Annotated in this window: 13 protein-coding genes; 9 read left to right on the top strand and 4 right to left on the bottom strand. The window is 54.9% G+C overall.

Translation table 11 applies throughout. The features are described from left to right. Window positions 1-37 precede the first annotated feature (37 nt). The 4 genes from topA (at window position 38) to acnA (ending at window position 7,422) form a co-directional block, all read left to right on the top strand. Entirely contained in the window at window positions 38-2,635 is a 2,598-nt protein-coding gene (gene topA / locus MKleb_RS15655; protein WP_014229012.1) for a type I DNA topoisomerase, read from the top strand. Window positions 2,636-2,966: 331 nt separating this feature from the next. Next, window positions 2,967-3,941: an HTH-type transcriptional regulator CysB gene (gene cysB / locus MKleb_RS15650; RefSeq protein WP_004121248.1), complete on the top strand. Its 975-nt coding sequence runs from the start codon at window positions 2,967-2,969 to the stop codon at window positions 3,939-3,941. Window positions 3,942-4,186: 245 nt separating this feature from the next. Further along, entirely contained in the window at window positions 4,187-4,354 is a 168-nt protein-coding gene (locus tag MKleb_RS15645; RefSeq protein ID WP_004121247.1) for a YmiA family putative membrane protein, read from the top strand. Between the two features lie 395 nt (window positions 4,355-4,749). After that, window positions 4,750-7,422, top strand: coding sequence for an aconitate hydratase AcnA (acnA, locus tag MKleb_RS15640; RefSeq protein ID WP_217075985.1), 2,673 nt, complete (start codon window positions 4,750-4,752; stop codon window positions 7,420-7,422). Window positions 7,423-7,479: 57 nt separating this feature from the next. Here acnA and ribA read toward each other — a convergent pair whose 3' ends face one another. After that, window positions 7,480-8,070, bottom strand: coding sequence for a GTP cyclohydrolase II (gene ribA, locus MKleb_RS15635; RefSeq protein WP_004121245.1), 591 nt, complete (start codon window positions 8,068-8,070; stop codon window positions 7,480-7,482). 162 nt (window positions 8,071-8,232) lie between these two features. Here ribA and pgpB point away from each other — a divergent pair, with 162 nt between their 5' ends. From pgpB to yciH, 5 genes are all read left to right on the top strand, one after another. After that, entirely contained in the window at window positions 8,233-9,000 is a 768-nt protein-coding gene (pgpB, locus tag MKleb_RS15630) for a phosphatidylglycerophosphatase B (protein WP_025106988.1), read from the top strand. Window positions 9,001-9,135: 135 nt separating this feature from the next. Beyond that, window positions 9,136-9,444, top strand: coding sequence for a LapA family protein (locus tag MKleb_RS15625; protein WP_217075983.1), 309 nt, complete (start codon window positions 9,136-9,138; stop codon window positions 9,442-9,444). Between the two features lie 6 nt (window positions 9,445-9,450). Beyond that, window positions 9,451-10,620, top strand: coding sequence for a lipopolysaccharide assembly protein LapB (gene lapB / locus MKleb_RS15620; RefSeq protein ID WP_004850164.1), 1,170 nt, complete (start codon window positions 9,451-9,453; stop codon window positions 10,618-10,620). Window positions 10,621-10,812: 192 nt separating this feature from the next. Beyond that, window positions 10,813-11,550, top strand: a complete 738-nt coding sequence (pyrF, locus tag MKleb_RS15615; protein WP_217075981.1) for an orotidine-5'-phosphate decarboxylase — start codon at window positions 10,813-10,815, stop codon at window positions 11,548-11,550. After that, window positions 11,550-11,876: a stress response translation initiation inhibitor YciH gene (gene yciH / locus MKleb_RS15610; RefSeq protein WP_014229017.1), complete on the top strand. Its 327-nt coding sequence runs from the start codon at window positions 11,550-11,552 to the stop codon at window positions 11,874-11,876. Before pyrF ends, yciH begins: the two co-directional genes overlap by 1 nt. A gap of 97 nt (window positions 11,877-11,973) precedes the next feature. On the opposite strand, the gene osmB is transcribed toward yciH, so the two are convergent. From osmB to MKleb_RS15595, 3 genes are all read right to left on the bottom strand, one after another. Further along, window positions 11,974-12,192, bottom strand: coding sequence for an osmotically-inducible lipoprotein OsmB (gene osmB, locus MKleb_RS15605; RefSeq protein ID WP_004139496.1), 219 nt, complete (start codon window positions 12,190-12,192; stop codon window positions 11,974-11,976). A 276-nt stretch (window positions 12,193-12,468) separates the two neighbouring features. Then, window positions 12,469-13,218 carry a DNA-binding transcriptional regulator YciT gene (locus tag MKleb_RS15600; RefSeq protein WP_014229018.1) on the bottom strand — a complete coding sequence of 250 codons (750 nt, stop codon included), beginning with the start codon at window positions 13,216-13,218 and terminating at the stop codon, window positions 12,469-12,471. A gap of 70 nt (window positions 13,219-13,288) precedes the next feature. Then, window positions 13,289-13,471: a YciZ family protein gene (locus MKleb_RS15595; protein WP_004121231.1), complete on the bottom strand. Its 183-nt coding sequence runs from the start codon at window positions 13,469-13,471 to the stop codon at window positions 13,289-13,291. Window positions 13,472-13,604: the final 133 nt, after the last annotated feature.

The following is a 13,604-nucleotide window of genomic DNA, read 5'->3' as shown; positions in this document are numbered from 1 at the left end:
TGTATTCCTGGATGAATCAAATTAGGTAAAGGTGAATATGGGTAAAGCTCTCGTTATCGTTGAGTCCCCGGCAAAAGCCAAAACGATCAATAAGTATCTGGGTAATGACTACGTGGTTAAGTCCAGCGTCGGTCATATCCGCGATTTGCCGACCAGTGGCTCAGCTTCCAAAAAGAGCGCCGACTCTACCTCCACCAAAGGGGCTAAAAAGCCTAAGAAGGATGAACGCGGCGCTCTGGTCAACCGTATGGGCGTGGACCCGTGGCATGACTGGAATGCGCACTATGAAATACTCCCGGGTAAAGAAAAGGTCGTTTCTGAACTCAAACAGTTGGCGGAAAAAGCTGACCACATCTATCTCGCAACCGACCTTGACCGCGAAGGGGAAGCCATCGCATGGCACCTGCGGGAAGTTATCGGCGGTGATGAACAGCGCTATAGCCGCGTGGTGTTCAACGAGATCACGAAGAATGCGATTCGTCAGGCTTTCGAAAAGCCGGGCGAACTGAATATTGACCGTGTCAACGCTCAGCAGGCGCGCCGTTTTATGGATCGCGTGGTGGGCTACATGGTCTCTCCACTGCTGTGGAAAAAAATTGCCCGCGGTCTGTCAGCAGGCCGCGTCCAGTCGGTTGCGGTGCGTCTGGTGGTCGAGCGCGAGCGCGAAATTAAAGCGTTCGTTCCGGAAGAGTACTGGGAAGTTGACGCCAGCACCACGACCCCTGGCGGCGATGCGTTACCGCTGCAGGTCACGCATAACGGCGATAAGCCGTTCCGTCCGGTAAACCGTGATGAAACCATGGCGGCGGTCGCGCTGCTTGAGAAAGCCAGCTACAGCGTGCTGGAGCGTGAAGATAAGCCGACCAGCAGCAAGCCGGGCGCGCCGTTTATCACCTCCACGCTGCAGCAGGCCGCCAGCACGCGTCTTGGCTTCGGCGTGAAGAAAACCATGATGATGGCGCAGCGTCTCTACGAAGCGGGCCACATTACCTATATGCGTACCGACTCGACGAACCTGAGCCAGGACGCGCTGAGCATGGTGCGCGGCTACATTGGCGACAACTTCGGTAAGAAATATCTGCCGGAGAGCGCGAATCAGTACGCCAGCAAAGAAAACTCGCAGGAAGCGCACGAGGCGATTCGTCCATCCGACGTCAACGTGCTGGCCGAAACGTTAAAAGATATGGAATCTGATGCGCAGAAACTGTATCAGCTGATCTGGCGCCAGTTTGTCGCCTGTCAGATGACGCCTGCGCAGTACGACTCCACCACGCTGACGGTGAAAGCCGGCGATTTCAAACTGAAAGCCCGCGGCCGTACGCTGCGCTTTGACGGCTGGACCAAAGTAATGCCAGCCCTGCGTAAAGGCGATGAAGACCGTACGTTACCGATGGTCAATAAGGGCGACAGCCTGAGCCTGGTCGAGCTGACCCCTGCGCAGCACTTTACCAAGCCGCCGGCGCGTTTTAGCGAAGCTTCGCTGGTTAAAGAGCTGGAAAAACGCGGCATCGGTCGTCCGTCCACCTATGCGTCGATCATTTCGACCATTCAGGATCGCGGCTACGTGCGGGTGGAAAACCGCCGCTTCTATGCGGAAAAGATGGGCGAAATCGTCACCGATCGTCTGGAAGAGAACTTCCGCGATCTGATGAACTATGATTTCACCGCGCAGATGGAAGACCGCCTCGACCAGGTGGCTAACCATCAGGCCGAGTGGAAGCAGGTCCTCGACAGCTTCTTCGGAGACTTTACCTCGCAGCTGCAGACGGCAGAGAAAGATCCGGAAGAGGGCGGCATGCAGCCGAACCCAATGGTGCTGACCACCATCGACTGCCCAACCTGCGGGCGCAAGATGGGGATCCGTACCGCCAGCACCGGCGTATTCCTCGGCTGCTCGGGCTACGCGCTGTCGCCAAAAGAGCGCTGTAAAACCACCATTAACCTGGTGCCGGAAAACGAAGTGCTCAACGTGCTGGAAGGCGATGACGCTGAAACCAACGCGCTGCGCGCTAAACGCCGCTGTAAAAAATGCGGCACGGCGATGGACAGCTACCTCATCGATCCGAAGCGCAAGCTGCACGTCTGCGGTAATAACCCGACCTGCGATGGCTACGAGATCGAAGAGGGCGAGTTCCGCATCAAGGGCTATGACGGCCCTATCGTTGAGTGTGAAAAATGTGGCTCCGAAATGCACCTGAAGATGGGGCGTTTTGGTAAGTATATGGCCTGCACCAACGACGAGTGTAAAAACACCCGTAAGATCCTGCGTAACGGGGAAGTGGCGCCGCCGAAAGAAGATCCGGTGCCGCTGCCGGAGCTGCCGTGCGAGAAATCGGACGCTTACTTTGTTCTGCGCGATGGCGCGGCGGGCGTCTTCCTGGCCGCCAACACCTTCCCGAAATCGCGCGAAACCCGCGCGCCGCTGGTGGAAGAACTGTACCGCTTCCGCGACCGTCTGGCAGAGAAGCTGCGCTATCTGGCCGATGCGCCGCAGCAGGATCCGGAAGGCAACAAAACGATGGTGCGTTTTAGCCGTAAAACTAAGCAGCAGTACGTTGCCTCAGAGAAAGATGGCAAAGCCACCGGCTGGTCAGCTTTCTATATAGATGGCAAATGGACTGAAGCAAAGAAGTAACTGCTATCATCTGATAAAAGGGCCGCGCCGCGGCCCTTTTTTGACATCACATGTTGTTGATATCCAAGATATTACTCTGTTCCTCCTCTCGCCTTATAACCGCCTTATTATTTTTTGTTAGTATCTATACACTGTAGATATAAATGATATAGTGGTTATAGCTAATCCCTTTTTTATTATCTTATCGTCTTATACATCACCGTCATCAGGATACGTTGTGGCGCCAACACGGCGAGTCGCAGGGAGGTTCGGGCTAGCCCGTCCACCGCCAAGTGACCTGAGCGTAAAATGTATTAAGCGGGTTTATTTTACGTGCTATCGGATATCAGCCATGAAACTACAGCAGCTCCGCTATATCGTTGAGGTTGTTAACCATAATCTGAACGTCTCCTCCACGGCCGAAGGCCTGTACACCTCACAGCCGGGCATCAGCAAGCAGGTTCGCATGCTGGAGGATGAGCTGGGAATTCAGATTTTCGCCCGCAGCGGCAAACATTTGACCCAGGTCACGCCCGCAGGCCAGGAGATCATACGCATCGCTCGCGAGGTCCTGTCGAAGGTCGATGCGATCAAATCGGTAGCGGGTGAGCATACCTGGCCTGATAAGGGGTCGCTGTACGTAGCAACTACCCACACCCAGGCCCGCTACGCGCTACCGGGCGTTATCAAAGGCTTTATCGAACGCTATCCCCGCGTCTCCTTGCACATGCATCAGGGGTCGCCAACGCAAATCGCCGAGGCGGTGTCGAAAGGCAATGCTGACTTCGCTATCGCGACCGAAGCGCTTCATCTTTATGATGATTTGGTGATGCTGCCGTGCTACCACTGGAACCGCTCCGTGGTCGTCACGCCAGAGCATCCGCTGGCGTCGCGAGAGTCGGTATCGATTGAGGAGCTGGCGCAATATCCGCTGGTGACTTATACCTTCGGCTTCACCGGCCGCTCCGAACTGGATACCGCCTTTAATCGCGCCGGCTTAACGCCGCGCATCGTTTTCACCGCCACCGACGCCGATGTGATTAAAACCTATGTGCGTCTGGGCCTTGGGGTAGGGGTAATTGCCAGCATGGCGGTGGATCCGGTTTCCGACCCGGACCTGGTGAAGCTGGACGCCAATGGTATTTTCAGCCACAGCACCACGAAAATAGGTTTCCGTCGCAGTACCTTCTTGCGAAGCTATATGTATGATTTTATTCAGCGATTTGCGCCGCATCTGACCCGGGATGTGGTCGATACCGCCGTTGCTTTGCGCTCAAATGAAGATATTGAAGCGATGTTCAAAGATATTAAATTACCGGAAAAATAACCACAGAAAAAATAATGGCATCCTCTCGGGGATGCCAAAGCCTATAATGGCCTGAAATGGAATATCTAAACCTCGTCTGAATCACAATTTTCGTTAACTCCTCGTACCACATTTGCAAATATACCTGCCGCGATCAAATTAATGATGAAAGATATCTGCTGAAAAGCGAATTCACTGGATTAATAGCCAATCCATAATTAAGATTTATCTGTGGTTAGTAATTCTTAGCGATTGGTGGTGAAAAAATGATTAGTGATATCGATTATATGAAGTTTGCGATGTCACAGGAACGTGACAAGACTGAGATAGATCCAGTTTTGAGAAGTAAGGCCTGGAGCGCCGTTATCCTTGGGCTTGCGATGTTCTGGAGCGTCATTGCTCTGGTTGTCTGCAACGTTTGGTTACTAAGCTAGAGCACCTTCCAGTCACAGCGGTTATGTCAGTTTTATGACAAGTGAATTATTGAGAATTATTTGTATCTGATAAAATAGCGGTAATAAGGAGGATATAATTTTTCCCTTTTTAGACTCGCTCGATAAATTTTCTCTATTGGACTAATCGCCAGAATAATGGCGATTAGTCTTTCTTTGTACTCGTGTACTAATACGACGCGCTCGCCGACGCAAAACTGACTTCTTCAATCCTTCTCAATATATCCGCCCTCATTATTCAAATTTCCTGTCTTAATGCGTTACGCCTATTTTAGCAATTTGGGTTGTTATCAAAATGTTACATCAAAGATGTGTTATCTTTAATAATGACCCTGAGGAGGATCAGGGGATGCTATCCCTAAGGTAAAGGAGGAGCTATGTCGTCAACCCTACGAGCAGCCAGTAAGGATACGCTCCAGGTTAAAGATAAAACCTGGCATTACTACAGCTTACCGCTGGCCGCTAAACAACTGGGCGATCTCTCGCGCTTGCCCAAATCGCTCAAAGTGCTACTGGAAAACCTGCTGCGCTGGCAGGACGGCGATTCCGTGACCGCTGAAGATATTCATGCCCTGGCCGGATGGCTGAAGCATGCCCATGCCGACAGGGAGATTGCCTACCGTCCGGCGCGCGTCCTGATGCAGGACTTTACCGGGGTTCCTGCCGTGGTGGACCTGGCGGCGATGCGCGAAGCGGTCAAACGCCTGGGCGGCGATACCGCCAAAGTGAACCCGCTTTCGCCCGTCGACCTGGTGATTGACCACTCGGTCACCGTAGACCGTTTTGGTGACGATGATGCTTTTGAAGAGAACGTACGGCTTGAGATGGAGCGTAACCATGAGCGCTATGTCTTCTTACGTTGGGGACAACAGGCTTTCAGCCGCTTCAGCGTAGTACCGCCGGGTACCGGTATTTGCCACCAGGTAAACCTCGAATACCTTGGCCGGGCGGTGTGGAGCGAACAGCAAAACGGCGAGTGGGTGGCTTTCCCCGACACCCTGGTCGGCACCGATTCCCATACCACGATGATTAACGGTTTAGGCGTTCTGGGCTGGGGCGTCGGCGGTATCGAAGCGGAAGCCGCCATGCTCGGTCAGCCGGTTTCCATGCTGATCCCGGACGTTGTTGGCTTCAAGCTGAGCGGCAAGCTGCGTGAAGGCATTACCGCGACGGACCTGGTCCTGACGGTCACCCAAATGCTGCGTAAACACGGCGTTGTGGGTAAGTTTGTTGAATTCTACGGCGATGGCCTCGATTCTCTGCCGCTGGCGGACCGCGCGACGATTGCCAATATGTCGCCGGAGTATGGCGCGACCTGCGGCTTTTTCCCGATCGATGCGGTAACGCTTGACTATATGCGTCTGACCGGCCGCAGCGAAGAGCAGGTGGCGCTGGTAGAGGCCTATGCGAAAGCGCAGGGTATGTGGCGTCAGCCCGGAGATGAACCGGTATTCACCAGCACGCTGGCGCTGGATATGGGAACCGTTGAAGCCAGCCTGGCCGGGCCGAAACGCCCGCAGGACCGCGTAGCGCTCGGCGATGTGCCCCAGGCCTTTGCCGCCAGCACCGAGCTGGAAGTTAATCACGCGCCGAAAGATAAACGGCCAATTGACTACACGCTGAACGGACAGCAGTATTCGCTGCCTGACGGCGCGGTGGTGATTGCCGCCATTACCTCCTGTACTAACACGTCGAACCCCAGCGTCCTGATGGCCGCCGGCTTGCTGGCCAAAAAAGCCGTTGAGCGGGGGCTGAAGCCGCAGCCGTGGGTTAAAGCGTCGCTGGCTCCCGGGTCGAAGGTCGTTTCCGACTATCTGGCCCACGCAAAGCTGACGCCGTATCTTGATGAACTGGGCTTCAACCTGGTCGGCTATGGCTGTACCACCTGTATCGGTAACTCCGGACCGCTGCCGGACCCGATCGAGCGCGCAATCAAGCAGGGCGATCTGACCGTCGGGGCTGTGCTCTCCGGCAACCGCAACTTTGAAGGACGTATTCATCCGCTAGTAAAAACCAACTGGCTGGCGTCGCCGCCGCTGGTGGTTGCCTACGCCCTGGCGGGGAATATGAATCTCGACCTGACCCGTGAGCCGTTAGGGACGGGTAAAGATGGTCAGCCGGTGTATCTGAAGGATATCTGGCCGAGCGGAATCGAAGTCGCGCAGGCGGTAGAGCAAGTCTCAACGGAGATGTTCCGTAAAGAGTACGCCGAAGTGTTTGAAGGGACAGCCGAGTGGAAGGCGATTAAAGTGGATCGCTCTGATACCTACGACTGGCAGGATGATTCCACCTACATTCGCCTGTCGCCGTTCTTTGATGAGATGGGCGTTGAGCCTAAACCGGTAGAGGATATTCACGGCGCGCGCATTCTGGCCATGTTGGGCGACTCGGTTACCACCGACCATATCTCCCCGGCGGGCAGCATTAAAGCCGACAGCCCCGCGGGCCGTTATCTGCAAAATCACGGCGTCGAACGCATTGATTTTAACTCCTACGGCTCCCGTCGCGGCAACCATGAGGTGATGATGCGCGGGACGTTTGCCAATATTCGTATTCGTAACGAAATGGTCCCCGGCGTGGAAGGGGGGATGACCCGTCATCTTCCTGATAGCCAACCTATCGCTATTTACGATGCCGCTATGCTCTACAAAGCGGAGGGCACGCCGCTGGCGGTGATCGCAGGCAAAGAGTACGGTTCCGGCTCCAGCCGCGACTGGGCGGCTAAAGGACCGCGTTTGCTCGGCGTTAGGGTGGTGATTGCCGAGTCTTTCGAGCGTATCCACCGCTCCAACCTGATTGGAATGGGGATTTTACCGCTGGAATTCCCGCAGGGGGTGACGCGTAAAACGCTGGGACTGAGCGGCGAGGAGCGGATAGATATCAGCAACCTGCAGGCTCTGCAGCCCGGTATGACGGTGCCGGTCACGCTGACGCGTGCGGATGGCCGGCAGGAAGTGATTGAATGCCGCTGCCGCATCGATACCGCGACTGAGAAGACCTACTATCAGAACGACGGTATTTTGCACTATGTGATCCGCAATATGCTGTAAACCCGCGTCTGATATAAAAGGGGCCAGCACAGGCTGGCCCTTCATTTTTCAACGGAATTACTTGCTCAGCAGGTGCCCCATTTTGGCAGCCTTAGTATCCAGATAGTGGGCATTTTTCGGGTTGCGTCCCACAATCAGCGGCACGCGTTCCACAATGTTAATTCCCGCTTCAGTCAGAATTTCGACCTTCTTCGGGTTGTTGGTCAACAGGCGTACCTGGTCGACGTTGAGCAGCTTAAACATATCTGCGCACAGCGTGAAGTCGCGTTCATCGGCGGCAAAGCCCAGCTGATGGTTGGCTTCCACGGTGTCATAGCCTTGATCCTGTAACGCGTAGGCGCGGATTTTGTTCAGCAGACCGATATTGCGCCCTTCCTGGCGGTGATACAGCAGAATGCCGCGCCCCTCTTCGGCAATATGCGACAACGCCGCTTCCAGTTGAAATCCGCAATCACAGCGCAGGCTAAAAAGGGCGTCGCCCGTTAAACACTCAGAGTGTACGCGAGCCAGAACCGGGGATTGCCCCGAAATATCGCCAAATACCAGCGCGACGTGATCCTGCCCGGTTGCCAGTTCTTCAAAACCCACCATGAGAAAATCGCCCCATGGGGTTGGCAGTTTGGCTTCTGCCACACGTTTAAGCTGCATGTGATTCTCCAGATTCTATCAGCACCTGACTGTGCTTCTGTTTGCCGCTATTTTGCCACAATGGCGCGACGTTCTCCTAATTGCGTAGGGTTAGCTGCGCGCAAAGCGCACAAACGAACTACTTTCCGTTATGATATTGAGGTTAATGAATAAGGAGACGAGATGCTGTTGATTGCCAGACGAACCGCCGTTGGCGCGGCCCTGTTATTAATCATGCCTGCTGCGATCTGGATTTCGGGCTGGAAATGGCATCCCGGGCTGTCGGCAGGGACGATGAAGCTGCTGTACTGGGTGACCGAAACGGTGACGCAGCCATGGGGCATCATTACGCACGTTATCTTATGCGCCTGGTTTCTGTGGTGCCTGCGTTTTCGTCTGCGAGCGGCGATAATGCTGTTTCTCATTCTGGCCGCAGCGATACTGGTTGGGCAGGGAATGAAGACGTGGATTAAAGGCCGCGTTCAGGAGCCTCGTCCCTTTGTCATCTGGCTGGAGCAGACGCAGCAGGTGCCGGTCACGCAATTCTACGCGTTGAAACGCAAAGAACGCGCTAAACTGGTGCATGAGCAGCTGGCGCAAGAGCAGCAAATCCCCGGATTTTTGCGCAAGCACTGGCAAAAAGAGACCGGCTTCGCTTTCCCATCTGGCCATACGATGTTCGCTGCCAGCTGGGCGCTGCTCGGCGTTGGTTTGCTGTGGCCGCGGCGTCGCTGGGTCACCCTGGCGCTGCTGCTAACGTGGGCGACGGCGGTGATGGGCAGCCGCCTGGCGCTGGGCATGCACTGGCCGCAGGATCTGATCGTCGCAACGCTGATTTCCTGGCTGCTGGTGACCCTGGCGACCTGGCTTGCCCAGCGGTTCTGCGGCCCGCTATCGCCGCCGGGAGAAGAGGCGCAGGATATTAAAAAAAGGGCGGCAGCGCCGGAATAATGTTGATATTACCCCTGTCAGGCCGCATATCCTGTACTGGTGTCATGCATTTCCATTTCACCGCTGCGGCGAAAATGGTACTTTATAGGGCTGAACGCGGGATTTTTTCGCGCAACCCACAGAACGGGAAGTCATGTGAAATATTTTCTTATTTTCTTACTGGTGTTAGCCATCTTCGTCATTTCAGTGACGCTGGGCGCGCAGAATGACCAGGTGGTCACGTTCAACTATCTCCTCGCGCAGGGTGAGTTCCGTATTTCGACGCTGCTGGCCGTGCTTTTTGCTGCCGGTTTTGCTATCGGCTGGCTGATCTGCGGTCTTTTCTGGCTAAGCGTTCGCGTCTCTTTGGCGCGCGCTGAGCGTAAAATTAAGCGTCTGGAGCATCAGATCGCGCCAGCCAGCGCTACGCCTGCGGAAGCCGGTGTTCCTGCGGTGAAGGAATAATCATTTATGCTGGAGTTGTTGTTTCTGCTTTTGCCCGTTGCCGCAGCGTATGGCTGGTACATGGGGCGCAGAAGTGCACAACAGTCCAAACAGGACGATGCGAGCCGTCTGTCGCGTGACTACGTTACAGGGGTCAACTTCCTGCTGAGCAATCAGCAGGATAAAGCCGTCGATCTGTTCCTCGATATGCTGAAAGAGGATACCGGCACCGTCGAAGCCCATCTGACGCTGGGCAACCTGTTCCGCTCGCGCGGTGAAGTTGACCGCGCTATCCGCATCCACCAGAGCTTAATGGAAAGCGCCTCGCTGACTTACGACCAGCGCCTGCTGGCGGTTCAGCAGCTGGGGCGCGATTATATGGCCGCCGGGCTCTACGATCGGGCGGAGGGGATGTTCAAACAGCTGGTGGATGAAACGGATTTTCGCCTGAGCGCCCTGCAGCAGCTGCTGCAAATTTATCAGGCAACCAGCGACTGGCAGTCGGCGATAGAAGTGGCCGAGCGTCTGGTTAAGCTGGGGAAAGAGAAACATCGCGGCGAAATCGCCAATTTCTGGTGTGAACTGGCGCTGCAGCAAATGGCGGGCAACGATCTGGATAAGGCGATGGCGCTGCTGAAAAAAGGCGCCGCGGCGGATCGCAACAGCGCTCGCGTCTCCATCATGATGGGTCGGGTATGGATGGAGAAGGGCGACTATGCCAAAGCGGTAGAGAGCCTGGAGCGGGTGATTGAGCAGGATAAAGAACTGGTGGGTGAAACCCTGGAGATGCTGCAAACCTGTTACCAGCAGTTAGGGAAAACCGACGAGTGGGAAGCATTTTTGCGCCGCTGCGCGGAGGAAAATACCGGCGCTACGGCCGATCTGATGCTGGCGCAGATCCTCGAACAGCGGGAAGGGGTTGACGCCGCGCAAAACTACGTGACTCGCCAGCTGGAGCGTCATCCGACGATGCGCGTTTTCCATAAGCTCATCGATTACCACATCAATGAAGCCGAAGAGGGGCGTGCGAAGGAGAGCCTGGGCGTGCTGCGCCACATGGTGGGCGAGCAGGTCCGCAGCAAGCCGCGCTACCGCTGCCAGAAATGCGGCTTTACCGCCCATACGCTGTACTGGCACTGTCCATCCTGCCGGTCGTGGTCAACCATTAAGCCCATTCGCGGACTCGACGGGCAGTAATTTTAAAAAAAAGCCGCACTTTAGTTACAACATACTTATGGATTATTATGTCCGTCTCCTCCGGCTACGGCTATTAAGGCGTCCGGCAGGGAGGGAAATGCAGCCTGTTATTTTCGGCTTATCGCAGGTAGAATGCTGCCCGTTTACCTTTTTTGCGCCGAACCGGCGCTCATCAACAATTAAGGTCCGGTCATGACGTCTACTGCAACATCTTCTTCCCGCGTTGTCACATCCTCTCCCATCGTCGTTGCTCTCGATTATGATAACCGTGATAAAGCGCTGGCGTTTGTCGACCGTATCGACCCGCGCGACTGCCGGCTCAAGGTTGGTAAAGAGATGTTTACCCTGCTGGGGCCGCAGTTTGTTCGCGACCTGCACCAGCGCGGTTTTGAGATGTTCCTCGATCTAAAGTTTCACGATATCCCGAATACCACGGCGCGTGCGGTCGCCGCAGCGGCAGAGCTTGGCGTCTGGATGGTTAACGTTCATGCCTCCGGCGGCGCGCGTATGATGACCGCCGCACGTGAGGCCTTGCTGCCTTTCGGAAAAGATGCGCCGCTATTAATTGCGGTAACGGTGTTAACCAGCATGGAAGCAAGCGATCTGCAGGATCTGGGCATTACGCTATCTCCGGCAGACCACGCCGCGAAGCTGGCGGCGCTGACCCAGCGCTGCGGGCTGGATGGCGTTGTCTGTTCGGCGCAGGAGGCGGTTCGCTTTAAACAAGAGCTGGGCCAGGCGTTCAAGCTGGTGACGCCTGGCATTCGTCCGCAAGGTAGCGACGCGGGTGACCAGCGGCGCATTATGACGCCGGAACAGGCGCAGGCGGCGGGGGTAGATTACATGGTGATCGGTCGTCCGGTAACGCAGTCTGCCGATCCGGCCGCCACCCTGCGCGGTATCAACGCATCGTTGAATAAGGGGGTATGATGAGCGATTCCAACAGTCGTCTGGTTTATTCAACGGACAGCGGTCGTATTGATGAGCCCAAAGCGGTACAGGCGCGTCCGAAAGGGGACGGTATCGTACGTATCCAGCGCCAGACCAGCGGGCGCAAGGGGAAGGGCGTGTGTCTGATTAGCGGAATAGATGAAAGTGACGACGCGCTGGCTAAGCTGGCTGCCGAGTTGAAAAAGAAATGCGGCTGCGGCGGGGCGGTAAAGGATGGCGTGATTGAGATTCAGGGCGATAAGCGTGACTTGCTCAAATCGCTTCTGGAAGCCAAAGGCATGAAGGTTAAGCTGGCTGGCGGTTGATTAATAATAAGGCCACGATAAATATCGTGGCCTTTATTTTTGTGCTGGTGTACTGGTCAGCAAATATAAACTTTCATTTTATTGTTCGTGGTTAATATTATTTACCCACCTGGTGGCCGATAATCCCGCCGACTGCCGCGCCGCCGAGGGTACCCAGGGTGCTGCCGTCCGTTAATACCGCACCGCCCAGTGCACCGGCACCTGCGCCGATAGCGGTGTTACGGTCGCGTTTAGACCAGTTAGAACAAGCGCTCAGAGACATTGCAACAGTGACGGCCAGAACCACAGCGGCCATTTTTTTGTTCATTGAAGTCATCATTTTTTTCTCCTGAATAATCTATTCATGGATACAACTTCCCTTAAGCATAGCTTGTTACGCCAGCCCGGGGAGTATTCCATGAAGCTTTAGTTGCGCAGGTGTTGCTCTATTCACGCAGGTGATAGTTACTTCCTGTTATATCGCTAACATTAATTCTACTTTCTATAAATTTTTCAGGCAGGTAAAAAGTCTGAATTCAGGTGTCAGAAAAGTCTCAGACCAGGGCGATGCCGGGGAGAGCCCGGCAAAGCGGCGGTAAGGCAGAAATAAGGATCAGGGATGGTTAACGATATCGACGGCTAAACCGCACTGGGTTAACTGGTTGCGCACGGCATCATTGAGATTATCATCGGTGATAATGCGGTTGAAGCGCCCTATCGGGCCGAGCGGATAGGGATGAACCACGTTGAATTTCGAGCTATCGCTCAGCACAATCGCTTCACAGCCCTTTTCAAGCACCGCGTTGACCACGTCAGCACGCATCATATCCCGTCCGGTAAATCCGGTTTCAGCCTGCCAGCCGTCAATGCCAATAAAGGCCTTGCTGAAGTGGACCTGCTGAATAAACTGGCGGGTTAGCGGACCCACCATGCTTTCACTGCGCTTTTGATAGATTCCGCCCAGCAGGATGACTTCTCCGGGCGTCTCTTTCAGCAGATGCGCAATATAGCTGCTGACGGTGATGATAGTGATATCGCCGCGTTCGGCAAGCGTACGGGCGAGCAGGGCGTTGCAGCTCCCGTTTTCGATAAACACCGTTTCCCCGGACGAAACGAGCGTAGCGGCCCGCGCAGCCAGCTCTCGCTTAATGGCGAAGTTGGTCATCATGCGGGTTTCCACATCTTCACTATCCAGCGGAACGGCGAAGCCGTGGGTACGCCGCAGGTAGCTCTGTTTCTCGAGTGAATTCAGATCCTGGCGAATGGTGACTTCAGAGACACCGGTCATCTTCGCGAGATCGGCCACGCTCATACGGCCTTTATCGATGACCATTTGCAAAATACTTTGTTGTCGGGCGTTCATAGCAACTTCGCAGTTAAGGGCTATTTGGGCGCGATCGGCCCTGGATGGCCGATGGCGACGATGAAGATTATCAAATTTCCCACGGCGCTTTAGGCTGACCGGGTTTATTTTCCTGCTCGTCGCTGGAAAGCGCCTGCAGTTCAGCTTTCAGAATTTCCAGATTATGGATTGCGGAGTGATAATCCCCGGCAACCAGAATATCCAGCACGGTATCGATTCGTTGGGCGAGCAGGCGGGCATTCAGATCTGACATGGCGTTATCCTGGTTACAAATGTGAATAAAATCAATGATGCTAAAAACGGATGAAAAAGAGAAGCGAAAAAAACGCACAAACTAACTCATCTACAATGATTCGTGGGCAACGCGCAGAAAAACAACGGGAAGG

It is taken from the genome of Klebsiella sp. PL-2018, assembly GCF_019048985.1.
GTDB lineage: Bacteria > Pseudomonadota > Gammaproteobacteria > Enterobacterales > Enterobacteriaceae > Klebsiella > Klebsiella michiganensis.
This window is presented reverse-complemented; position numbering and strand designations above follow the sequence as displayed.